Source organism: Streptomyces sp. NBC_01549, from assembly GCF_026339955.1.
In the GTDB taxonomy this organism is placed as follows: domain Bacteria; phylum Actinomycetota; class Actinomycetes; order Streptomycetales; family Streptomycetaceae; genus Streptomyces.
The window spans coordinates 158155-181672 of the sequence record NZ_JAPEPW010000001.1; the positions used below are offsets into that span (position 1 = coordinate 158155).

The following is a 23518-nucleotide window of genomic DNA, read 5'->3' on the forward strand; positions in this document are numbered from 1 at the left end:
GGTTCCCGTCGGCGCGTCCTGTTGCCCTGCGCGTACGGAGCCGTGACCTCCGTCGGAGGAAGGGGACGTACCGGGCAGGTTCTAGTGCCGCGGCAGGCAACGTTCGCCCGTCGGGGCGAACGTTGCCTGCCGCGGCACTAGGGCGTGTTTCGAAAGTAGCGTCGTCCGCCCGAAGGGCGGGGTCCGCGGCGTCTGGTGCGGTGCATCGCAAGGCGGAGGGTCGTCCGCGTACTGGGCGTACGCGGACGATCCCGACAACGCGGCGAGGCGCCGTGCCAGGCGTCGCGGACCAGACGGGACTTTCGAAACACGCCCTAGCTACCGGCGAAGTGCTCTCGCGCGAGGGACTGGACGACCGCGAGGTCCTGGGCGATCAGGGCTTCCAGGAGGGCGGTGTGCTCGGCGGCGTCGGCCATGAGGTCCGCGCGGCCGCGCGAGACGGGACCGCCGACCAGGGGCCACTGGGCGCGGCGGTGCAGGTCGTCGGCTATCTGCACGAGCTGGTGGTTGCCGGCGAGGGCGAGGATCGCGTGGTGGAAGGAGCGGTCGCACTCGGCATAGGTGGCACGGCAGCCCGCGGACGCGGCGCGCGTCGTCGCCTCGGCGAGCGGACGCAGTTCGGCCCAGCGCGCGGCGGGCACCGTACGGGCGAGGCGCAGCAGCACCGGGACTTCGATGAGGGCGCGGATCTCGGCGAGTTCGGCCAGCTCGCGCGTCCCGCGCCGGACGACCCTGAAGCCCCGGTTCGGTACGACCTCGACGGCGCCCTCGACGGCCAGCTGTTGCATCGCCTCGCGTACAGGGGTGGCGGAGACCCCGAAGCGCTCGCCGAGCACGGGAGCCGAGTACACCTGTCCAGGGGCGAGCTCGCCCGCGACGAGGGCGGTGCGCAGGGCGTCGAGGATCTGCCCGCGCACCGAGGCCCGCTGGATCACGGGGCGCGCGTTCTCCACGCCGGGGCGCGCGCTCCCGGCGGGCGGGGGCGGGCTCTCCACGCCGGGGTGCGGCATGGCCGGCTCGCTGTGGGTGTGCTCACCGCGGGCCCCTGGGGCGGACCGGGACTCGTCCGCGGCGACGCCCCGCTCCGGCTCCCGCTCGATGTCCGCCGCCCGCGACCGTGCGGGCACCCGAACGGACGCCGTACGGATGTCCGGGGTCGCCGACCCGGTGGAACCGCGCGCGCTCAGCGAACCGGCCTGCTCCACGGGGTCCTCCTCCGGGCTTGGTGGTACTTGGGGGTCATTGCGGCGGTTGTCACCCGTCCGTCAAGCACCATAGGCGCACATGGCCCCAGTTCAAACATCCAGTATTCCGGGTAAGGTAAGCCTTACCTGCCAACGACCGTGAAGCGGAGGCTCCCGTATGTCCGCTCCCGCCCTGACCACAGGCGCCCTGGGCCTCACCGACGCCCACCCCGCCCGCTCGGCCGTCGCGGACGCGTACACCCGGCTGACCGAGGTCTTTCCGGACCTGAGCGTGCGGGAACTGGATCACGGGGAAGCGGCACCGAAGGGCGACGGCTGGGTCGGCGCCGCCGGGCTCGCGGCGGGCGGGGCCGACCTGGACACGTTCCTCGCCTGGGACGAGGCGCAGGTCATCAGGGACTACGGACAGCGGGCGCGCCCGGACGTGGTGGCGAGCTTCGGACTGCACCGGTACGCCTGGCCGGCCTGCCTGCTGATCACCGTCCCGTGGTTCCTGCTGCGCCGGGTGCCCCGCCTCTCTGTGGAGCGCGTCACATTCCAGCGCACGCTCGGCCTGATGGCGGTCCGGGTCGAGGAATTCGCCTGCCTGCCGGGCGACCCGGCGGCCGGGCTGCCCGGCGCCCGGGTCGTCCCGGACGAGGAGGCACTGCGGGCCGAGGTGCGGGCCGCGACGGCCGAGCACCTGGAGCCGGTCCTCGGCGGCTTCGGCCCGCGCATGCGACGCCGCGGCCGGGCCCTGTGGGGCATGGCGACCGACGAGGTCGTCGAGAGCCTCTGGTACGTCGCGGAGCTGCTCGGCGAGGAGCGGCGCGCGCTGCGCGAGCTGGAGCTGCTGCTACCGGGGGCCACCCGGCCGTACGTGGGATCCGCCGCGTTCCGTGAACTGAGCGGCCCGAAGGGGGAGTCCCTGCCCACCCGCGACCGGGCGAGCTGCTGCTTCTTCTACACCCTTCGCCCCGAGGGCACCTGCGTCAACTGCCCGCGCATCTGCGACGCGGACCGCATCGCCAAGTTGACGGCCGCTCCGACGGATTGAGCGCCGCCCCCGCCGTACGGACGGGCCCCCGGATGCTCTAAGATCAACTCCGATTGAGACCCCCGACGGGTGCCCGACAGATGGCGGGCACTTCACAACTTCCTCACTTGTCGCAGGAACTTTCCGTAGAACCATCCGTACGGGTAATCTTATTCGCACTCAACTCCCGTCCCTCGCGCGGCAGTTCGAGCAGAATGTCGCCCTGCGCATCCCCTTGCACTCCCTTGGCGGCCTCTTGCCCCGAAACCCCCTGAGGGGCGACGGGCGTGGGCCAATATGGCGGGCGTTACGCCCTATCCCAATGCAAGGGACCCCAGATGAGATTGACCGACATATCGCTGAACTGGCTCCTTCCGGGCGCCGTTTTGCTCCTGGGACTGCTGGCGGCGGTGGCGGTGCTCGCGCGCAGCAAGCGGTCCGGGGAGAACGCGAGCAGCAACAGCGACGACTCGTGGGAGCGCAGCGAGGAGCGTCGCAGGCGTAAGGAAGCCGTCTACGGCACGGCCTCCTATGTGCTGCTGTTCTGCTGCGCCGCGGTCGCCGCGGCGCTCTCGTTCCACGGCCTCGTCGGCTTCGGCCAGCAGAACCTCGGACTCACCGACGGCTGGGAGTACCTCGTCCCGTTCGGTCTGGACGGCGCGGCCATGTTCTGCTCCGTCCTCGCCGTGCGCGAGGCCAGCCACGGTGACGCGGCGCTCGGCTCCCGGATACTCGTATGGACCTTCGCCGGTGCCGCCGCCTGGTTCAACTGGGTGCACGCGCCCCGGGGTGTGGACCACTCGGGCGCTCCCCAGTTCTTCGCGGGCATGTCCCTGTCGGCCGCCGTGCTGTTCGACCGGGCGCTGAAGCAGACCCGCCGTGCCGCGCTGCGTGAGCAGGGCCTGGTCCCGCGTCCGCTGCCGCAGATCCGTATCGTCCGCTGGCTGCGCGCGCCCCGTGAGACCTACAGCGCCTGGTCGCTGATGCTCCTGGAGAACGTCCGCACGCTGGACGAGGCGGTGGAGGAGGTCCGCGAGGACAAGCGCCAGAAGGAGCAGAACCGCCTGCGCCGGCGCAACGAGGAGCGGGTCGAGCGGGCGCACCTCAAGGCGCTCAGCCGCGGTCACCGGGGCCTGCCCGGCCGTGGTGGCGGTGGTGGTGGCCGGCAGCAGCTGGAGACGACCGTGGAGCGTGCTCCCGCGCAGGCCACCGCGGAGCCTGCCATAGCGCCGGAGCTGCCCGTACGCTCACGGCCCTCCCTTCAGCCCGTCCGCAAGAGTGGTGACCCGATCACCGTCGATCTCACCGCGGAGGACGACACGATGGCCCTGCCGCGGCTCGACTCCCTGGAGCGCAAGCTCAAGGACCTGGAGCAGCAGTTCGGCTGAGACACCGGGGTGGTCCGGCCGTTGAACGGCCGGACCCCGGACAGGAATTACGGCGGCGCGGTGACTACACCGCGCCGCCGTCCAGTTCGAACCACACCGACTTGCCCACGCCGTGGGGGCGTACCCCCCAGGCGTCCGCGAGGGACTGGACGAGGACGAGGCCTCTGCCGTGCGTACCGTCGTCGGCGATCGGTACCCGCAGCCTGGGCCTGCGTCCCACGAAGTCCCGTACCTCCACGCGGAGTCCGCGGGGTCCGACGGTGGCCGTCAAGACCGCGTCATGGTCGGTGTGGATGAGGGCGTTCGTGACGAGTTCGCTGGTCAGCAACTCGGCTATCTCGGACTTCTCCGGTTTCCCCCAGTGCCGTAAGAGTTCCCTCAGCGCTCTGCGGGCCTCTGGCACCGCTCGCAGATCAGCCCTGGCCAGACGCCGCCTGAGCTGTGCGGCGGCCGGCTGGCCCCGTGCGTCGTCGGTCGCTTCTTCCTCCACTGCCTGTGCCGAGGAGGCCCCGATGGCCACGGGACCGCCCCCTCGTACCTGCCTCTTCATGACCCCCGCCTGCATGCCGATGTCGGGTTCCCCTCCTGATCGAACATGTTCACGGGAATCCATGCCCCATCGGCGACGCGGCAGTCATCTCGAATGGTCAACCACCAGCCATTCCCGAGCGGAAGCACGGCGTCGCGTCGCAACGGTGGCCCATGGGGCGACGCAGCCCGCACGCCAGGACTCTCCGGGGCGGCTCGCGCGACGGTGCCCCGTCCCGTGGAAAGCCCTGTCTGCCCTGTTCAACGCCTGCTTGAGGCGCACGGTACGGCCGGGCGCCGCCCCTTCCCCAGGTCCGCGAGGGGGAGGCGAGCCGGTGCGGCCCCCGCGCACAACGACGGTGCACCCGGCGGGCCCGCACCACCCGGCGCCTCCCCCTCCCGGTCGACGTGCTGACCGCGAGCGCTCGGTCCGTCTACCGACTCTCGGCTGCGGCTATGGCCGTACTCGACGAGGAGTCGGTCAAGGACGCGGCACGTTGCGCAGGTTGGAGCGGGCCATCTGCACCATCCGGCCGACGCCCCCGTCCAGGACCATCTTCGACGCCGACAGGGCGAACCCGGTCACCATCTCCGCGCTGATCTTCGGCGGGATGGACAGCGCGTTGGGGTCGGTGACGATGTCGACGAGGGCCGGGCCCTTGTGCTTGAAGGCGGCCTTCAGCGCGCCGGCGAGCTCCTTGGGCTTCTCGACGCGCACGCCGTACGCCCCGCACGCCCGCGCGACCGCCGCGAAGTCGGGGTTCTTGTTCGTGGTCCCGTACGACGGCAGCCCGGCGACCAGCATCTCCAACTCGACCATGCTCAGGGAGGAGTTGTTGAAGAGGACGACCTTCACGGGCAGGTCGTACTGGACGAGGGTGAGGAAGTCGCCCATCAGCATGGAGAATCCGCCGTCTCCGGACATCGAGACGACCTGCCGGTCCCGGTCGGTGAACTGGGCGCCGATCGCCATCGGCAGCGCGTTCGCCATCGAACCGTGCGAGAACGAACCGATGACCCGGCGACGGCCGTTGGGCGAGATGTAGCGGGCCGCCCACACATTGCACATCCCGGTGTCGACCGTGAACACCGCGTCCTCGTCGGCGAGTTCGTCGAGGACGGAGGCCACGTACTCGGGGTGGACCGGAACGTGCTTCTCGACCTTGCGCGTGTACGCCTTGATGACACCCTCGAGCGTGTCCGCGTGCTTCTTCAGCATCTTGTCGAGGAAGCGGCGGTTCCCCTTGGGCTTCACCCGGGGCGTCAGGCAGCGCAGGGTCTCCTTCACATCCCCCCACACCGCCAGGTCCAGCTTGGAGCGGCGCCCCAGGCGCTCGGGCCGGACGTCGACCTGAGCGATCTTGACGTCGTCCGGGAGGAAGGCGCTGTACGGGAAGTCGGTGCCGAGCAGGATCAGCAGGTCGCACTCGTGGGTGGCCTCGTAGGCGGCGCCGTAGCCGAGCAGACCGCTCATCCCGACGTCGTACGGGTTGTCGTACTGGATCCACTCCTTGCCCCGCAGCGCGTGTCCGACCGGCGACTTGACCTTCTCCGCGAACTCCATGACCTCGGCGTGCGCGCCCGCCGTGCCGCTGCCGCAGAAGAGCGTGATCTTGTCGGCCTCGTCGATCAGCGCGACGAGCTTGTCGATCTCGGTGTCGCCGGGGCGGACGGTGGGCCGGGAGGTGACGAGGGCGGTCTCGAGAGCCTTGTCCGGGGCGGGCTCGGAGGCGATGTCACCGGGGAGGGAGACGACGCTGACGCCCGACTGGCCCACCGCGTGCTGGATGGCGGTCTGCAGCAGCCTCGGCATCTGCTTCGGGTTGGAGATCATCTCGTTGTAGTGACTGCACTCGCGGAAGAGCTGGTCCGGGTGGGTCTCCTGGAAGTAGCCGAGGCCGATCTCGCTGGAGGGGATGTGCGAGGCGAGGGCGAGGACCGGCGCCATGGAGCGGTGCGCGTCGTACAGACCGTTGATGAGGTGGAGGTTGCCCGGGCCGCAGGAGCCTGCGCAGGCGGCGAGCTTGCCGGTGATCTGGGCCTCGGCGCCCGCGGCGAAGGCAGCCGTCTCCTCGTGCCGGACGTGGATCCAGTCGATCGCCGCGTTGCGCCGGATCGCGTCCACCACCGGATTGAGACTGTCGCCGACGACGCCGTACAGGCGCTTGACGCCCGCGCGGACGAGGATGTCGACGAACTGCTCGGCGACGTTCTGCTTGGCCATGCTGCACGCACCCCTTTGTGATCCATGGATCCCGCGGGTCCCTTGGTTCGTCCCTTGGGTCCATGAATTCACACGGTGCGCCGTTACGCCTCCCAAACGGCCGCGACGGTCCGGTCGTCGGCGTACCCCTTGACCCGTACCTGGGTGTCGGCGAGGAACGCGGCGAGACCGGGCGGCTCGCCCGCCGACCACCGTTCCGTCAGGTGCTCGCAGAACTGCGGCTCCCCGCGCAGGGGCTCCGCGAGGCCGCCGGTACACAGCAGCAATGTGTCACCCGGTCGGGCGACGGAGGCGCGGAACCGGAAGGGTTCGCGGGGCGGTTCGGGGGCCGGCTCGTACGGGCTCGGGGGTGTCGTGATGCCCAGGTCCATGGTGAGCCGGTCGCCCTCGGGCGTCTCGTGCGGCAGCGATCCGAAGCCGACCACGGCCTCGCCGGTGGTCTCGGCGACCCGCGGCTCGATGTCCTGCCACTCGCCGTCCCGCAGCCGGAACAGGCCGCCCGCCCCGACTCCGAAGAAGACGCGCGTACGGCACTCGGGATCCGCGGCGAGCAGCAGGCAGCGCAGGCCGGCGGTGTACTCCTCGGGCTCGATGCCCTGTTCGGCGGCGCTCGCGCGCAGCTTGCCGAGGCTGCGGTCGGTGAGCCGGTGCAGGCCCGACTTCAGGTCGCCGCGACGAGCCGCCCTTATGTCCTCGGCCAGCCGTACGTGGCTGCGGCCCACGGCCCGCCCGATCCAGTGGCACGCCTCGGCGGCCGCCCGGTGCGCGCCGGGGGTGGCCCGGGCGCCGGTCGCCATCGCCACCAGCACCAGCGCGTGCTCGCCCGCTCCGAAGCGGGCGGTGAGCAGGGAGTCGCGGCGGGGCTCGCCCCTGAAGCGCGCGGAGTCGCCGCGCACGGAGGCCGCGCGCAGCGTGCTGGTTCCGTAGCGCGCCCCGTCCAGGACGGTGTCGGCGACCAGGCCGTCCAGGTCGTCCGGGTCGGCGGGCGGGAGGGCGGTGGGCTCGGCGTCGTAGGTGGGCGGGCCCGATCCGACGTAGTCGACGGGGGGTGGCTCGTGAGGGACGGTGAGGACCGGCTCGGGCGGCGGCGGGGCGGGACGGTCGGGGACGGCGTCCACGGGGGCGGCTGCGCCGGGCGGGGCAGGGTCCGGGGGCGCGGTGGGGCGCGGCGCCACGCTGGGCCGCGGGGGCACGTCGGCCGACATCGTCGTCGACACCGCCGCGTCGGGCGACTCCTTGGGCGTACGGCCGCGGAGCGACTCGGCATGGAAACCGGGCGGCGTCGGCCCCGGCGGGAAGCTCGCGGGGGCCGACGGTTCGGCGGGCGGAGGGTCCCACGGAGCGGGCTGCCGCCCGAACCCGCCACCCACCGCGTCGGGGCTCCCCCCGGGACCCTTCCCGCGCTCCCACGATCCCGGCGCCGACCCCGGACCCTCACCACCCCGAGCGAAGCCCATACCCGCGTCACTCCGCGAGGGCCCCTCTGCCGCGTCACTCCACGCGGAATCCGGTTCCGTGTCGCTCCACGCGGAACCCGGATCCGCCTCGCTCCACGAGGACCGCGCAGCCTCGTCGCTCCGGGCAGGGCCCGCGGTCTCGCCACTCGGTGAGAGGCCCGGGGGCTTGTCACTCCACCAAGGGCCGGGCTCCGCATCAGCCGGCGACGGGCCGGAGTCCTCCCCACGCCCCGAGGGGTCCAGGTCCTCCCCGGTCCACATCGGGTCGAGAAAGCGGTCCGATGGGGCGGCCGGTGGCGTGCGGTCCGGTGGGTCGGCCGGGGGCATACGGTCCGGCTGGTCCCAGCGGGCGAGGCGCCGGCCCAGGGCGTCGCCGCGCGGCGTGGCGCCGGGCCGGTGGCCGGAGAAGCCGCCGCCCCGTTGCTCGGGCACCGCGGGAGGCCCGTCCGACCCGGGCGGGATCTCGCGTTCGTCCGGCGCGGCCCGGGGCGCGGACCCCGATCCCACCGTCCCCGCGGCCGACGCGAAGCGGTCGTCGAGGGAATCGGCCACGGGCGTGGGCCCCGTGTCCCCGGTGGAGTCGTCGTACAGCTGCCCCCACCAGTCGTCCTCGTGACCGGTGGGCCTCTCCCCCTGCTGGCTCATGCCCCTAATTGTCCACCGCGAGAGCCGGATGAAAACGGGGCATCCGGAAAAACCGGCCACGGGACTGATAGTCGAACGGCGTGTCGGGTGGACTGTCGAACGGCCGCATGAGTGCGAAGGGTTGAAGAAGTGTCGGACGCCGGGTCACAAGCCGCCGGACGATCCCACCCCCCACGGGAGAACCGCCCGGCGGCGTCCTGAGTGTGGTCCCCTTCCCTGAGGTTCCCCTGTGACGCGCGCTGTCGCGCTCCCCAAGGTGCCACTCCCAAGATCACTCCGCCCGTGTCCGTGCAGGTCGATCCGACCCGAGTCCGGCATTACGGGCGGCGTTCACTGCCGCGATGGCGTGAGCTTGGCAGAGTTACGGGTGCCGCGGCGATGATGTACCGAGGCGGGTTTGCGCCGTGGCCGATTTCCGCCAGGCCGCGGTCGGCATGGAACTTGGGGAGGGCATCGCCGCATGCTGGGAGCGATAGGTCTGGACGAGACGCACGAGTCGGCATACCGGGCGCTGGTGTCCGTGGGCGCCGCCGACGTGCCCGATCTCGCACGGCGGCTCACGCTCGGCGAGCACGCCACCGAGCGCGCCCTGCGCCGACTGGAGCGGCACGGTCTCGCGGCCCAGTCCTCGGGCCGCCCGGGACGCTGGGTCGCGGCGCCGCCCGGGGTCGCCCTCGGCGCACTGCTCACCCAGCAGCGGCACGAGCTGGAGAAGGCGGAACTGGCGGCCGCCCTGCTCGCCGAGGAGTACCGCGCCCAGGCCACCGAACCCGCCGTGCACGACCTGGTCGAGGTGGTGATCGGCGCGGCGGCGGTCACCCAGCGGTTCCTGCAGCTCCAGCTAGGCGCGACCGCAGAGGTCTGCGCGTTGGTCACCGGGAACCCGATGGTGGTCTCCGGGACGGACAACGACGCGGAGGAGAACGCCGCGGAGCGGGGCGTCGGCTACCGCGTGGTGCTCGAGCGCGCCGTCCTCGACCAGCCCACCGGCCTCACGGAGCTGTCCGCCGCGCTCAGCCGCGACGAACAGGTGCGGGTCGTGGACAAGGTGCCGACCAAGCTGGTGATCGCCGACCGGACGCTCGCGATGGTGCCGCTCACCTCGCACACCGCGGAGCCCGCCGCTCTCGTCGTGCACGCGAGCGGGCTGCTGGAGCTGCTGTCGGGCCTGTTCGAGTCGGTGTGGCGGGACGCGCTGCCGCTGCGGCTCGACAGCCGGGGCGTCATGGAGCAGGAGCCGGACGGCCCCGACGTCACCGACCTGGAGATCCTCTCCCTGCTGCTGGCCGGGCTGACCGACGCCAGCGTGGCCAAACAGCTCGACCTGGGCCTCAGGACCGTACAGCGCCGGGTGAAGCGGCTGATGGAGCTGACGGGTGTCACGACCCGGCTCCAGCTGGGCTGGCACTCCTACGAGAAGGGCTGGGTGGCCCGCGACTGACCTGCGCTTCCGCCCCCGCTCAGTCACCCTGGGCAGATGGGAGCGTGGGAACTCCTGCTGGTCGGCCTGGTGGTCGTGCTCGGCCTGTGCGGAGTACTGGTGCCCGGCGTGCCGGGATCGTGGCTCGTCTGGGCCGCGGTCCTGTGGTGGGCCCTGTCCGACCCACGGGCCCTCACCTGGGGCGTCCTGGTGGGCGTGACCCTGGTCCTGCTGCTGGCCCAGGCGGTCCGCTGGGCGCTGCCTCCCCGACGGCTCCGGGAGGCCGGCGCCACTCCCCGAATGCGCGTGTACGCCGGGGGCGGGGCGCTGCTCGGTTTCCTTCTGCTGCCGGTGGTCGGCGCGATCGCGGGCTTTCTCGCCGGGATCTACCTCTACGAGCGGCCGCGGCAGGGCGGACACGGTCCGGCGAAGGCGGCGGTGGGGGCGGTCATGCGCTCGGGCGGCTGGAACGTGCTGACGGAGCTGTTCGCCTGCCTGCTGATCACGGCCGGATGGCTGGCCGCGGTGATCTGGGGCTGAGCGTTCCCGAAGGAACGGGACGAGCACCGTCAACCGAACCAACACATCGGATCTCTCCCTTCATATTGACGAGCTGAAGTCCAATTCTCTACGTTGCATCGCGAGATAGCTCCGATGAATCGCCTGAAGTGCAGTCGCCCGAGCCGCCTGGAGGCACCCGCATGCCCAGCCCGTCCAGACGAACCGTCCTCGCCACCGGATCCGCCGTCGGCGGCGCCCTGCTCGCCGGAGGCATGCCCGCCCAGGCCCGGGCGGCCGATCACGCCGACACCTCCGACTCCGACCCCTGGCGCACCGTCCTCGACGACGCCGATCTCGTCTGGCAGCGGATGCCGAAGACCTGGTACGAGGGCCCGTACCTCGGCAACGGCTTCCTCGGCTCCGGTATCTACGCCGAACCGGGCGCGGAGACCGAGGCGGTGCGCTTCAACGTCCAGCACTCGGAGGTGCAGGACCACCGCCCCGAGTTCGGCTCCCTCTTCGGCCTCGCCCGCCTGCCCATCGGCTGGTTCACGCTGGAGCCGGTGGGCGCGATCACGGGCCTGGACTGGCGGCTCGGGCTGCGCGACGCCGAGCTGACCGGCACGCTCACCACCGACAAGGGCACGCTCACGCTCCGCGCCCTGGTGCACAACTCCCGCTCGGTCCTCGCCGTCGAGGTGACGCCCAGCGAGGGCGAGCGCGACTTCCGCTGGGTCTTCCACCCGGCGGACGCGATCAGCCCGCGCGCCGACTTCAAGCCCCTCCCGGACGGCTACCAGGGCAACCCGCCCGCCGAGGTCGCCGAACACGACGGCGTCTCCACCGCCGTACAGCCCCTGCTGTCGGGCGGACAGCACGTGACCGCGTGGCGGGAGCGGACGCGGGGCGGAACACGATGCCTGTACGTGCATGTCGCACACTCGTACCCGAAGTCCACGGCGCTCGGCCGGGCACTCACCACCGTACGCGGGGCGTCGGCACTGCCGTACGACCGGCTGGCGGGAACCCATCGCGCCTGGTGGCACGCCTACTACCGCAAGAGCTTCCTCTCCCTCCCCGACGCACGGATCCAGCGCTTCTACTGGATCCAGCTCTACAAGACGGCGTCGGCGGCCCGTCGGGACGCGCCCGTGATGGCGACCAGCGGCCCCTGGCTGGAGTCCACACCCTGGCCCAACACCTGGTGGAACCTGAACGTCCAGCTGGAGTACTGGCTGATCCACGGCTCGAACCACCTCGAACTCGACGCCGTGACCAGGGCGTTGAGCGAGTTCCGGGGCAACCTGTCGAAGGAGGTGTCGGACCGCTACCGCGCCGACTCGCTCGGCATCCCGCGCACCACGGACCCGCAGCTCGTCAACGGCGCGGCGGGCACCCTCACCGGTTACGGCGTCGGCATCCCCGGCCAGGACCCGCCCACTCCCGAGGTCGGCAACCTCACCTGGGCCCTGCACAACGTCTGGCTCAGCTACCGCCACACCATGGACGAGTCGATCCTGCGAGACGTCCTCTTCCCCCTGCTGCGCAAGGCGATCAACTACTACCTGCACTTCCTGGAGCCGGGCACGGACGGCAAGTTGCACCTGCCCGCCACCTTCTCCCCCGAGTACGGCGGCAACTCGCGCGACTGCAACTACGACCTGATGCTGCTGACCTGGGGCTGCCGCACCCTGCTGGAGTCGGCCGAACTCCTCGGCATCAAGGACGCGTTGGCGCCGCGCTGGCGCGAGGTGCTGGCCCAGCGGGTGCCGTACCCGACCGACGCCAACGGCTTCATGATCGGCGCGGACATCCCCTTCGCGAAGTCGCACCGGCACTACTCGCATCTGCTCGCGGTGTACCCGCTGTACGAGCTGACCGGCCGCACGCCCGACGAACTCGCCCTGATCGAGAAGTCGTTGGCGCACTGGGTGGGCTTCGAGGGCGCCCTTCAGGGCTACACCTTCACGGGCGCCGCGTCGATGTCCGCACTGCTCGGCAAGGGCGAGGACGCCCTCAGGTACCTCGGCCAGCTCATGACCCGCTTCATCCAGCCCAACACCATGTACAAGGAGTCGGGCCCGGTCATCGAGACCCCGCTGTCGGCCGCCCAGTCCCTGCACGACATGGTCTGCCAGTCCTGGGGCGGCATCGTCAGGGTCTTCCCCGCCCTGCCCGCGGCCTGGGCGGACCTGACGGTCCACGATTTCCGCACCCAGGGCGCCTTTCTGCTCAGCGCGGTGCGCAGGGGCGGGGTGACCCGCTGGGTGCGGCTGGTCAGCGAGGCGGGCGCGCCCTGCGTCGTACGGCACGGCATCGCGGGCGCGATCGACGTACGGGACGGGCGGGGCCGGCCGCTGTGGTACCGGGCCGTCAGCGACGGGACGATCCAAGTCGCCCTGCGCAAAGACGAGTCGGTTCTGATCACGGCGAGGGGCGAGCGCCCGGACCTGACCATCGCGCCGGTACGGCCGAACGCGGACGCTCCCCGGTGGGGTCTGCCCGCCTAGAGCCTGTCCGGCGGATCCTGACGGACAGGCCCTAGCCGAGGAGCGTGCCCAGGTCGATGCCGTCGGCCAGCGCCTGCATCCCCGTGTCGTTGAAGTGGAGGTGGTCGCCGGGGTCGTAGGCGGGGCGGATGCGGTGCGGGTCGGCAGGGTCGCGGACGACGGCGTCGAAGTCCACGACCGCGTCGAAGAGAGCGCCGTTGCGAATGAAGGCGTTGACCGTCAGCCGGACCGCCTCGCGGGACTCCGTATAGGCGCCATATCCGCCGTACGGGGTGATCGTGGCGCCGACGACCCGGATCCCGCGGGCGTGGGCGCGCGCCACGATCCGGCGGTACACGTCCTCGATGGCGAGCGGATCCCTCTGCTCGGGCGTGCCCTTGATGTCGTTGATGCCCTCCAGCACGATCATCGTGCGCACCCCGGCGCGGGAGAGCGCGTCGGCGTCGAGGCGGGCCAGGGCGCTCGGGCCGCCGCCGGCCTCCAGCAGGAGGCGGTTTCCGGAGATCCCCGCGTTGAGGACACCGAGCCGAAGGTGCGCGGGGAGCGTGCGAAGACGCGCGGCGAGCAGGTCGGGCCAGCGGCGGTTGGCGCTGGACGTCGAGCCGGTGCCGTCGGTGAGGGAGTCCCCGAACGCGACCACGCTGCCCGCGGCGGGGGCGTCGAGTACGTCGACACCGGTCACGTAGTACCAGTTGCCGAGGGTGACGGTGTACGCGGTGCCGGGCTCGTCGGCGGTCCGGTCCCCCTGCCGGGAAAGGAAGTTGGCCTGGAACGCGGAGCGGTGGTAGGTCGCCAGGCCCGAGTCGGCCGGAGTGTGGACGGAGACCAGGAGGTTGGCGTCGGCGGGGATCAGGAGGTCGACGGGGTCACTGACCATGTCCTGCCCCACCGGGATCGTCACGGATCGGCGGCCGGCGAACGTGGCGACGCGCAGCGACCCCGGGGCGGCGTTCGGGCTCGTGGGTCTGCCCCATTCCTGCAACGCGACCGTGACGCCGTCGAGTTGGAGGGGTGCGGTGCCGAGCCGGTTGGAGACGCGGACACGGGCGGCGCTGCCGCCGACGCTGGTGTGCACGACGTTGCGGATCGAGGCGCCGGGCAGGACGGGGGCGGTTCCGGAGGGGGCGGTCTCCCAGGTGCCTGTCCACTGGGCCCCGCCGTCGTGGCCGTGGCCGGTGAGGAAGGTGGACCCCGCATCGGCGCTCGCGGCCGGCGGGACGAGCGCCAGAACGGTCACCAGGGCGGTGAAGAGATGACGAGCCTTGATCACGCGGGCCATGCGGGTCATCCGGGTCATGCGGGATCGCTTCCCTGCCCTTGGGCCGGTCAACGAAAGGTCACACCGTTGGCCGCCTCGACTCACCCGCAACAATCATTCGTAGGACCGCAGATCGCGACCGCTTCGGCCGTTCGGCATCCCCCGTTCGACATCCACCTCGGGACAGGAGACCTAGGACCAGGACCCGATGCGGTCGGTGCGCGGGCGTGTTTGGCTGTTGCCATGACCGGATTCAGCGAGGCGGAGCGCACGTACCTCACCACACAGCGGCTGGGACGGCTGGCCACCGTCGACGCCCACGGGCAGCCGCAGGCGAACCCCGTCGGCTTCTTCCCGCAGGACGACGGGACGATCCTGATCGGCGGTTACGCGATGGGCACCACGAAGAAGTGGCGCAATCTGCGGAAGAACCCGAAGGTGGCGCTCGTCGTCGACGACATCGTCAGCCACCAGCCGTGGAAGGTGCGCGGCATCGACATCCGCGGCGAGGCAGAACTCCTCACCGGCCCGCACGAATTGGGGCCGCACTTCAGTCAGGAGCTGATCCGTATCCATCCCCGGCGCATCCACAGCTGGGGCCTGGAGGACTGACCGGAGCCCCGACGGCGTTCGGCAGGGTCACCGACCATGACCGCCGGGGCTTCACTCCAACTCCCCCGCCACCATGAGGTGTTGAACGGCGTACGACCGCCACGGGCGCCACGCGTCCGGCACATCCACCCCTGGGGGCGCCACATCGGGGTCGCCGAGGGCACGCGTACGGATGACGGCGGCGGTGCGGCCGTCCAGTCCCGGCAACGCCAGCAGCGCCTCCTGCGCCTCATCGCGCTCCGCGCCCGCGTCCAGCCGCAGGGTGCCGTCGGCGAGGGCGGCGGTGAGCGTGCCGAGGGGACCGTCCGGCTCGGCCTCCGCGAGGACCGCCGGCTCCGGGAACACATGGGTGAGCGTGCCGCTCGGGGCGTCCAGCGCCTTCCCGTACCGCCGCACCAGCCGCTCGGCCTCCGCCCGCCCCACCAGCGCGCGCACGGCGAGCTCGTCCGGATCGGCGGCACCGGGTGACCGCAGGCCGGGGCGCGCGGCGACCAGCGGGGCCAGCCGGGGATCGGCGCCCAGCCGCTCGTCGACGGCGTACGGATCGGCGTCGAGGTCGAACAGCCGGCGCAGGCGTTGGACGGCGGTGGTGAGGTCGCGCAGGTCGGTGAGGTGGAGCCGCGCGTCGAGCCAGCCGCGCGAGCGTTCGTCCACCGCGACGATTCCGGTGCCGTAGGGGAGGCGCAGGGTGCGGCGGTACGTACGGCGGCCGGGGGCGCCGCCGATGTCCTCCACCCCCGGGACCGCCTCGCGGGCGAGCAGGTCGAAGACGGCGGTGGACCGGTACGGGCCTCGATGGGCGAGACGCAGCGGGATCCCGGCGGTGGGGGTGACGGCGCGCCGGGCTCCGGTCGCGCCCCTCGGTACGGCGGCCGCGCGCAGTTCGCTCGGTGTCGAGGCGTACACCGCGCGGATCGTGTCGTTGAACTGCCGGACGCTGGCGAACCCGGCCGCGAAGGCGATCTCCGTGATCGGCAGGCCGGTGGTCTGGAGCAGGACGCGGGCGGTGTGGGCGCGCTGGGCGCGGGCGAGGGCGACGGGGCCCGCGCCGACCTCCGCGGTGAGCTGCCGCTGCACCTGGCGGGCGCTGTACCCGAGCCGTACGGCGAGCCCTCCGACCCCCTCCCGGTCGACCACGCCGTCCCCGATGAGTCGCATGGCGCGTCCTACGACGTCGGCCCGGACATTCCACTCCGCGGAGCCGGGTACGGCGTCCGGTCGGCATCTGCGGCAGGCCCGGAAGCCCGAGCTCTGCGCCGCGGCGGCCGTCGTGTAGAACCGCACGTTCTGCCGCTTCGGCGTCACCGCCGGGCAGCTGGGCCGGCAGTAGATCCCGGTCGTCTCCACCGCGAAGAAGAACTCCCCGTCAAACCGGGCGTCCCTGCTCCGCACCGCCTCATACCTGGTCTCCGCGTCAATCACACCTACCAGTCTGCGCCGCCGCGCACCCCACGACTGGCGGCTTTCAGACACGACACTGAACCCGAACGAAACCGGACGAGCCGGGATCCGGGGCGCAGCCCCGGTGCAGGGGCGCGAGGAACTGCGCGACCAGCCCCCACCCACCCGCAGCCGAAGAACCCGCCCGGGGGCCCGGGGCGCAGCCCCGGACCCCGTCGGCGCAGGCTCTGTGCCAACGACCCCGTTTCCGCGCAGGCTCAGTGCCAACGACCCCGTTTCCGCGCAGGCTCAGTGCCAACGACCCCGTTTCCGCGCAGGCTCAGTGCCAACGACCCCGTTTGGCGTCCATCGCCGCCCTCCCCTCCGCGCCCTTCCGCTTCCATTCCCGCCGGATCTCCGCCCGCGCCCGCGCATCCGTCTTGGCGACGATCCGCTGGTTCTCCCGCAGCAGCTTGCGGTAGCTGTCGAGGCGGCGTTCGGGAAGGGCACCGGAGTCGACGGCGGCGAGAACCGCGCAGCCGGGCTCCGCGACGTGCGCGCAGTCGTGGAAGCGACAGTCGGCGGCGAGTTCCTCGATCTCGGAGAAGACCTGCCCGACGCCGGTCTCGGCGTCCCAGAGACCGACCCCGCGCAGTCCGGGCGTGTCGATGAGAACGCCCCCGCCGGGGAGAACGAGAAGGTTGCGGGTCGTCGTGGTGTGGCGGCCCTTGCCGTCCACGTCACGCGCGGCCCGTACGTCCATCACGTCCTCGCCGACCAGGACGTTGGCGAGGGTCGACTTGCCCGCGCCGGACTGCCCGAGGAGGACGGACGTGCCACCCGACAACACCGCCGCGAGTACGTCCAGGCCTTCCCCGGCGCTGGAACTGACCGGCAGCACCGACACCCCGGGGGCCGCCCTCTCGACGTCCTGGACGAGGTGCCCGAGCGTCGCCGCGTCCGGCACGAGGTCGGCCTTGGTGAGGACGACCAGGGGCTGCGCGCCGGACTCCCAGGAGAGTCCCGACGTGTGCAGCAGTGCCTCACCGGTCGAACTGGACATCGCGAGCGCGAGGAACCGCTCGATCCGCCCGAGGTCGAGTTCAAGCGCGAGCGACACACAGATGACGATGTAATCGATGTTGGTGGCCAGCACCTGGCCCTCGGAACGCTTCGACGAGGTCGACCGCACGAAGGCGGTACGCCGGGGCAGCAACGTCCTCACATACCGCGGATCGTCACCTTCGGGGTCGACGGCGACCCAGTCACCCGTACACACGACCTTCATCGGGTCACGGGGCACGACAAACTCGGTATCGGCACGGATGACGCCGGCCGGAGTGACGACATCGCACTGCCCGCGGTCGACACGTACGACACGGCCGGGCAGGAGCCCCTGCGCCGCGTAGGGGGCGAACTCGGCCTCCCATTCCCCATCCCAGCCGTACAGGGCGAGAGGATGCGCAGGAGGAAGCCGAAAGGAAGAGAAAGACAAGGGGTGACCCTTCACAAGGGTGGCCCCGGCGCCGCGCTCACTGGCGCGGGAAAAGAGAGGTCAGCCGGAGGCCACGGAGGTGGACTTGATGAACTTCCGGATGCGGGCAGCGCCCATCTCAAAGACAGCCATCGGTCACACCTCCCGAGCCAAGCCAAGTCAAGTCACCCGCGGCAACCCCTGGTCGCCGCTCGAACACAACCAACCCTAGAGGCACACGGGCCGCGTCGCCATCGAATTACCGCGCACCGAGTCTTGAGACACGCTTTACGCGACGCGTGCAACTGTGGGCCACCCCGTCGCTGTCTGACAGGGAGTCGGGCCCATCAGGGCCGAGGGGCGAGAGAGCGGGGCAGGTCGTGGGACGGCGCAAGGGCAGCATAGGGATCGCACTCCTCACAGGTGTGATGCTGGTGGGCGCGAGTGCCTGCGGCGGGGGCAACAGTGACAAGGCGAGCGGGGACGACGCGAAGGCGTCGGGAAAGCCGAGTGCGAGCGCCTCTCCGTCACCGACGAAGCCCGCGGGCCCGCCGATGCTGCTGGACACGATCACCCCACAGACGGGAACCACGGTCGGCGTGGCCATGCCGATCTCGGTGGTCTTCACCAACCCGGTGGCGGCCAAGGCACGGGCCACGGTGGAGAAGCACATGAAGGTCAGCGCCTCGCAGCCGGTGGCCGGCGCCTGGCACTGGTTCGGCGACAAGCGCGCCGACTGGCGCCCGAAGACGTACTGGCCCTCCGGCACGACAGTGAAGATCGACGCCGACATGAACGGTGTCAGCAACGGCAACGGGCGCTACGGCGTGCACAGCTACACGCACACCTTCAAGATCGGTGACGACGTGCGGGCAGAGGTGTCGGTGACCGGCCACACCATGAAGGTGACGCGAAACGGCAGCGCGGTGCGCACCCTGTCGATCAACGCGGGCAGCGCCCAGTATCCGACGTGGAACGGCACGATGGCCGTCATCGACAAGCAGGAGAAGGTCCACATGACCTCCTGCAGCGTTGGCATCAGCTGCGAAAAGGGCAGCCCCAACTACTACGACCTGACGCTGCCCTGGGACGTCCACCTGACCCAGTCCGGCACGTACGTGCACTACTCGACCGGCGACCCGAATCCGGGCAGCGGCAGCGCCCGCGGCTCGCACGGCTGCGTCCACCTGTCCATGTCGGACGCCAAGTGGTTCTACGGCCAGGTCAAGCAGGGCGACCCCGTCACCATCACCGGCTCGCCCCGTGCCAAGGCCCCGGCCGACAACGGCTACGCCGACTTCAACCTGGGATGGGACCAGTGGCTCGCGGGCAGCGCGTCCGGGGAGGGGACGACCGCGACGATGTGACGCGCCGCGGTGGCGGCGCCGGTCAGAACCAGTGCAGGCAGTGCGGGGAGCGCTCGGCGCGGAAGAGGGCGTCGGCGAGGGCGGCCGCACCCGGGCGGTGGGCCCGGATGTGTCCGGCACGTACGAGTGTGCTCGGTGCGGTGCCGCCGAGGTAGACCGAGCCCAGGTCGCTCACGTCCAGGGACAGGTCGGGCTCCCGGTCCGTCGGGACGCAGTCGGCCTTGCCGTCCCGGACGGTCAGCAGGTAACGGCCGTGCTCGCCGAGGAACGGGTCGTCGACGTCGAGGACGAGCTCGCCGTCCATGAACCAGCCGCGCGCGGTCAGCGCACGCGGGACGTCCAGCAGCCGCACCCAGAGCCAGTCGGTGTCGTCGTGCACCTGTGCGGCGCGGAAGTCCGCGAGCTGCCAGCGCAGCGGGTGGTCGGGCGCGACGTGCTTGAACACGACCTCATTGACCAGGTCGTGTCCCAGCACGAACCGGGCCAGGGCCGTGTGGGCGGAGTCGCCGGTGGCGATGGTCTCGTCGACCGTCAAGGTCCGGGACTCACCGATCGAGTAGTCGGCGTACCCGTCCGGGACGCCGTCGACGTCCCGGTGGACGGCGACGTGGCGCGGCGCCGGAGAGATCGGGGGCTGCCCCGCGCGCAAGGCCCACCAGCGGTGCGGCCGGGACAGCGCGCCGGGCTGTGCGCGGCGGTACCGGTCGTAGACCTCTTCCATGATCTCGCCGCAGTCGGCACGCCGTAGCAGCTCGACGGTGCCGGTGTCCGAGCCGGTCTGCGGGGCGTCGGCCGTTCCGCACGCCCGGGGGACGGCGAGGGCGCCCTGGTGGCGCGGTATCTTCAGCCGCCGTGTATAGGTCGCCGGTCCGTAGCCGAACCTGCGGTAGATCAGGGCCTCGGAAGCCAGCAGCACGGAGAGGAACTCCCCTCGGGCCCGCAGCTGCGCGAGCTGATGCCGCATCATCGCGCTGAGCACGCCCTGGCGTCGGTGCGAGGGCAGGACGCCGACGGCGGTCACCCCGCTGACCGGGGTGAGGATCTCACCGGGCAGGGTGAGCTCGAAGGAGTACGCACCGGCGGTGCCGACGGGCCGTCCGTCCGCCGTGACGGCGAGCAGGTTGCGGTCCATCTCGAACGCCGCCCACCAGACCCCGCCGCCGTCCTCGGCCGGGGTGTCCGGGAAGAGCCCGAACGCGGCATGGAGTGTGTCGACGAAGACGTCAAGGTCCTGGTCGGTCGTAGGACGGATCTCCATCACTGCCGCTGCCTCCCCGGGATACCGGCACCACGGCTCGTGGTGTCCCGCCACAGTGCAGCGTTGACCCGTGGCCAGGTCAAGCGAATTGCGGCCGGTCACGGAACTCCCGGCCTGCGCGCACGACTTCCTCCCGGGCCCTCCATGACCGGCCGCCGGCTCGTACCGCACGTGGCGGAGCGAGCCGGCGAACCGGGGCGCCTCAAGTCCAAGGTTGCGCACCCCCCGCCTGCGTGCCGCCCGCGGGCGGGCCCCAGGCGCCGGTGGAGTTGAAGCCCGGCGTCGGCGCGGACCTCGTATAGTCCGCCTGCACCGGAGGCAGTAGTCCTTGCGGGAAGGCGTAGGTGATGGGCACCACGACCTGGTCCACCGCCGTGGCCAGTCCCTCCCGGCACGCCGCGTGCACCGCCTCCCGCATGGCCCGCACGCCCTCGGTGCGCATCATGATCCGCTCGGGACTCACGCGGCCCAGCATGGACGCGATCAGGTCCGCAACGAACCTGCCGACCAGGGCGTACCCGCGGCGCGAGCGCCACATCTGCCACCCCAGGTAGAGGCTCGTACCGTAGGAGAAGACCGAGACGTAGGCCTGGCAATTGCCCTCCGTCAGCACCAGGCGACTGCGGACCTGGTCCCGGCCCAGTCCGGTGGCGATGACTCGTTCGGCGCGGCCGATGGGGATGTAGCGACGTGCGAGCGTACCCGCGATGGAGACGTACGCCGAGTCGAGAGATCCGCTCCGGTCCGCCAGCAGGACCTGCCATTCGGCGATCGGTTCGACCAGGCGCATCCCGAGCAGAGACACCCAGCAGACGATGCCCGAGGCGATGTACGCCAGCACGATCATGGCGGCGAATCCCTTGGCACTTCCTCCGGCAAGGAGGATGAGCCCGAAGAAGAAGAACGGCAGGAACGCCAGGAACGAGGCGAGGAAGACGGAGACGATCAGCCGGAGCAGCAACTGCCAGCGGACCGTGTCGTTGAGGTAGGTCTCCACCGGGATGTGCTTCAGGTTCTTGTCGAGATAGGCGGCGTTGGCGTCGCCGCCTCTCCATCCCGGCGGGCTCGTGTATCCGTTGTCGTTCATGTGTCCCGCCGGTCACGGATCCGAGGTAGCGAGGATTACCCACCGTCGATGGATGGTCACATACCTCCAAAGGTCTCGAAATTGCGACAGTCCAACTACATGGCACGAGTGCGGATTTGAGCGGGAAATCTTGAAGTATCTCGTCGGGCATACGGTCCGGGGCGTGGGAGATGGGGCGGGTCCCGGGCATGCGAGATGGGGCGGGGTCTCTGAAAGCCGCCGCCGCAGTCCGAAGGCAGCGGATTCGCGCTGGTCACCCGGCCGCGACGCTGAGGACCGGCCCGACGATGGACATGTCGCCGCTGAGCTGGGCGACCTGTGAAACGGTCACGTTCTCGAAGGTGATGGTGCGGGTGGGAACAGCGGGGTGGGAGAGCCACGTGGGCAGCGCGTCGGGTGTGACGGTGACCCTGCGGTCCGCCGGGAGCGGAGCGTCGCCCAGTCCGACGAGCGTGCCGGACAGCTTCTGGGCGTACAGGGTCACCACGTCCTTGCCCTTGACCGTGGATGTGGTCGCGGGCTTGGCCCGCAGACGCACCGCCGCGCGGCCGTGGCCCGCCGTCAGGTCGAGGTCGCCGAAGTCCAGCGACCGTGCGGTGAACTTCAGCACCCGCTTGGACCCGGCCGCGGTCCGGACGGTGACCACACCGCGGAAGGTACTGCCGCGGAGTACGAGTCTGTCGGCGCGCAGCACCCAGGGGACGTTCGGCGGACGGGCCGGCAGTTGGTCGACCGGCGTGCCGGCACCTGCCGGTGCCTTGGACGTGCGGATGCCGCCAGGGGCGAGCAGCGTCTTCGAGGCCGCTGGTGTGGCGTGTTGCAGGGCCAACGACAGGGCGGCCACTGCCGGCACCCAGACGAGAGGACACAGCAGTTGGCCGGTCAAGCGGCTCTTCACCGCACTGCTCGGACGGCAGGGCCAGGACTCCGGCCCGCCTGCCGCACAACCGGTCAGGTCGTCACTCGCCACCATGGTCCTCACCCGCGGGAATGGTCGTCGGAGGAATCCAGGCACAGGCCAGGGATCCGCCGATCAGGCCGGAGATCAATCCGATGAGGAGGCCCCCGAAATTGGCGACGGGAAACGAGATGAGGGCGAGCAGAATGACCGTGATCCCCGCGAATGCGCGCGCCTGCCGATGGAACCAGAGGGAGATGGCCAGGGCCACGAGCAGAACCCCGATGATCAGCGACCCCGCGCCGGCCGAGGTCGACAGCGCCAGGGGGATGGCGCCGAACTTCAAGTGCGCGTACGGAAAGTAGATGATGGGCAAGCTCGCCGCGAAGGTGAAAAGGCCTGCCCAGAAGGGCCGTTCGTTCCGCCAGGTTCTGAATCCTCGTCGGGCGTCGGTGGCGGCGGCACGCAAGTTCCGGCGTCTGCCGAATAGTTCGAAGAACACGTGGGCTTTCCGTGATGTTCGGCGGGCGGGAGTATGCGGCGAGCGGGGGCGAAGGGTGCGTGCTTCGTAACGATGGGTCAGAAGCACTCGTGGTGGCCTTGCCTGAGCCGCACATCGAGGTCCGGAACGTTGAACGTGGCGGCCGAGACCGCGACCGTGGTGAAGTGCACATCGCTCAGGGAGGCCGAATCCGCCTGCTGGGCAAAGCCGTCGGGATCGAAGAACCGGGAGTTCCTGTCCCCTCGACTGATCGGGCCCTTGCTGACCGCTCCCGCCGCCACACCGATGTCGAGGTCGTCGAAATTCGCCTGTGAGCTCGACAGGGATGTCGCGTCGAGGAACAAGTTCTTCGCCTCGACCCGGCGCCGTTCGCCGCCGGTGACCCTCAGTGTGTACGGGCCCAGGACCGGGATCGGGACCACCACGGACTGGCACAGCCCGCTGATCTCCGCACGGCTGGCGCCGGTGACCACGACCGGTACGAGGGCGCCCTTCCTGGTCACGTCCACCATGCCGTAGATGCTCAGACCACGGACGTCCAGAGTGTCCAGGGCCACCTGGAACTTCTGGCCGGAGATGAGGAACGACGCGGCCAGCGCTCCTTGCGCCATGCCGATACCGAGGGCCGCGGCGGCCATGACACTCGGGACGAGAACGGCGGCAAAGCGCTTCCAGGAGGTCCTGCCGGCGCGGTGCAGCATCCCGTCTCCTCCGGTCACGACGTGGGCTCGCCGATGTCAGACACGGGTAGGCGACGTCCCTGTCTCTAGTGGCGGATCCTAGGCTTCC

The 23518-nt window shown here is 71.1% G+C and carries 18 protein-coding genes and 1 pseudogene; 7 read left to right on the plus strand and 12 right to left on the minus strand.

The features are described 5' to 3' along the window. Positions 1 to 314: 314 nt before the first annotated feature. On the minus strand, positions 315 to 1148 hold the full coding sequence (locus OG819_RS00675) for a GntR family transcriptional regulator (protein WP_266634788.1): 834 nt from the start codon (positions 1146 to 1148) through the stop codon (positions 315 to 317). A gap of 214 nt (positions 1149 to 1362) precedes the next feature. Between OG819_RS00675 and OG819_RS00680 the strand changes: the two genes are divergently transcribed. Together OG819_RS00680 and OG819_RS00685 are read left to right on the plus strand one after the other, a co-directional pair. Continuing rightward, a complete protein-coding gene (locus OG819_RS00680; RefSeq protein WP_266647448.1) occupies positions 1363 to 2241 on the plus strand; it encodes a (2Fe-2S)-binding protein in 879 nt (292 codons plus the stop codon). 317 nt (positions 2242 to 2558) lie between these two features. Then, entirely contained in the window at positions 2559 to 3608 is a 1050-nt protein-coding gene (locus tag OG819_RS00685) for a DUF2637 domain-containing protein (protein WP_266429280.1), read from the plus strand. 64 nt (positions 3609 to 3672) lie between these two features. Here OG819_RS00685 and OG819_RS00690 read toward each other — a convergent pair whose 3' ends face one another. The 3 genes from OG819_RS00690 to OG819_RS00700 all read right to left on the minus strand — a co-directional run bounded on the left by OG819_RS00690 (position 3673) and on the right by OG819_RS00700 (position 7817). Further along, a complete protein-coding gene (locus OG819_RS00690) occupies positions 3673 to 4128 on the minus strand; it encodes an ATP-binding protein (protein WP_323137107.1) in 456 nt (151 codons plus the stop codon). A 489-nt stretch (positions 4129 to 4617) separates the two neighbouring features. Beyond that, complete coding sequence (locus OG819_RS00695; protein WP_266647449.1) at positions 4618 to 6360, minus strand: pyruvate dehydrogenase; 1743 nt, start codon at positions 6358 to 6360, stop codon at positions 4618 to 4620. Between the two features lie 83 nt (positions 6361 to 6443). Then, complete coding sequence (locus tag OG819_RS00700; RefSeq protein WP_323139382.1) at positions 6444 to 7817, minus strand: PP2C family serine/threonine-protein phosphatase; 1374 nt, start codon at positions 7815 to 7817, stop codon at positions 6444 to 6446. Positions 7818 to 8922: 1105 nt separating this feature from the next. On the opposite strand from OG819_RS00700, the gene OG819_RS00705 reads away from it, so the two are divergent. The 3 genes from OG819_RS00705 to OG819_RS00715 all read left to right on the plus strand — a co-directional run bounded on the left by OG819_RS00705 (position 8923) and on the right by OG819_RS00715 (position 12893). After that, the gene (locus OG819_RS00705) at positions 8923 to 9903 is read left to right on the plus strand and encodes a TrmB family transcriptional regulator (RefSeq protein ID WP_266647452.1); all 981 of its coding nucleotides are present in this window, start codon (positions 8923 to 8925) and stop codon (positions 9901 to 9903) included. Between the two features lie 36 nt (positions 9904 to 9939). Continuing rightward, the gene (locus OG819_RS00710; RefSeq protein WP_266647454.1) at positions 9940 to 10422 is read left to right on the plus strand and encodes a DUF456 domain-containing protein; all 483 of its coding nucleotides are present in this window, start codon (positions 9940 to 9942) and stop codon (positions 10420 to 10422) included. Between the two features lie 161 nt (positions 10423 to 10583). Further along, positions 10584 to 12893: a Tat pathway signal sequence domain protein gene (locus OG819_RS00715; protein ID WP_266647456.1), complete on the plus strand. Its 2310-nt coding sequence runs from the start codon at positions 10584 to 10586 to the stop codon at positions 12891 to 12893. A 31-nt stretch (positions 12894 to 12924) separates the two neighbouring features. Here the strand turns inward: OG819_RS00715 and OG819_RS00720 are convergent, their stop codons facing one another. After that, positions 12925 to 14190 carry an SGNH/GDSL hydrolase family protein gene (locus OG819_RS00720; RefSeq protein WP_266647457.1) on the minus strand — a complete coding sequence of 422 codons (1266 nt, stop codon included), beginning with the start codon at positions 14188 to 14190 and terminating at the stop codon, positions 12925 to 12927. A 204-nt stretch (positions 14191 to 14394) separates the two neighbouring features. Here OG819_RS00720 and OG819_RS00725 point away from each other — a divergent pair, with 204 nt between their 5' ends. Further along, complete coding sequence (locus tag OG819_RS00725) at positions 14395 to 14763, plus strand: PPOX class F420-dependent oxidoreductase (protein WP_266429302.1); 369 nt, start codon at positions 14395 to 14397, stop codon at positions 14761 to 14763. Positions 14764 to 14814: 51 nt separating this feature from the next. Here the strand turns inward: OG819_RS00725 and OG819_RS00730 are convergent, their stop codons facing one another. Together OG819_RS00730 and rsgA are read right to left on the minus strand one after the other, a co-directional pair. After that, the gene (locus OG819_RS00730) at positions 14815 to 16182 is read right to left on the minus strand and encodes a DNA-3-methyladenine glycosylase 2 family protein (RefSeq protein ID WP_266652512.1); all 1368 of its coding nucleotides are present in this window, start codon (positions 16180 to 16182) and stop codon (positions 14815 to 14817) included. A gap of 301 nt (positions 16183 to 16483) precedes the next feature. Beyond that, the gene (gene rsgA / locus OG819_RS00735) at positions 16484 to 17638 is read right to left on the minus strand and encodes a ribosome small subunit-dependent GTPase A (protein ID WP_266630195.1); all 1155 of its coding nucleotides are present in this window, start codon (positions 17636 to 17638) and stop codon (positions 16484 to 16486) included. 407 nt (positions 17639 to 18045) lie between these two features. Here rsgA and OG819_RS00740 point away from each other — a divergent pair, with 407 nt between their 5' ends. Next, positions 18046 to 18984: a L,D-transpeptidase gene (locus tag OG819_RS00740; RefSeq protein ID WP_266634783.1), complete on the plus strand. Its 939-nt coding sequence runs from the start codon at positions 18046 to 18048 to the stop codon at positions 18982 to 18984. A gap of 22 nt (positions 18985 to 19006) precedes the next feature. Here OG819_RS00740 and OG819_RS00745 read toward each other — a convergent pair whose 3' ends face one another. The 5 genes and pseudogenes from OG819_RS00745 to OG819_RS00765 form a co-directional block, all read right to left on the minus strand. Continuing rightward, a complete protein-coding gene (locus OG819_RS00745; RefSeq protein WP_266647459.1) occupies positions 19007 to 20242 on the minus strand; it encodes a GNAT family N-acetyltransferase in 1236 nt (411 codons plus the stop codon). A gap of 202 nt (positions 20243 to 20444) precedes the next feature. After that, positions 20445 to 21329 (minus strand): hypothetical protein, encoded by an 885-nt coding sequence (locus OG819_RS00750; protein WP_266647461.1) that lies wholly within the window; start codon positions 21327 to 21329, stop codon positions 20445 to 20447. Positions 21330 to 21582: 253 nt separating this feature from the next. After that, a complete protein-coding gene (locus tag OG819_RS00755) occupies positions 21583 to 22302 on the minus strand; it encodes a hypothetical protein (protein ID WP_266647463.1) in 720 nt (239 codons plus the stop codon). Between the two features lie 28 nt (positions 22303 to 22330). Next, positions 22331 to 22696 (minus strand): annotated as a pseudogene (locus OG819_RS00760) (DUF6114 domain-containing protein); the annotation flags it as partial. A gap of 110 nt (positions 22697 to 22806) precedes the next feature. Continuing rightward, a complete protein-coding gene (locus tag OG819_RS00765) occupies positions 22807 to 23430 on the minus strand; it encodes a DUF6230 family protein (RefSeq protein WP_266630189.1) in 624 nt (207 codons plus the stop codon). Positions 23431 to 23518: the final 88 nt, after the last annotated feature.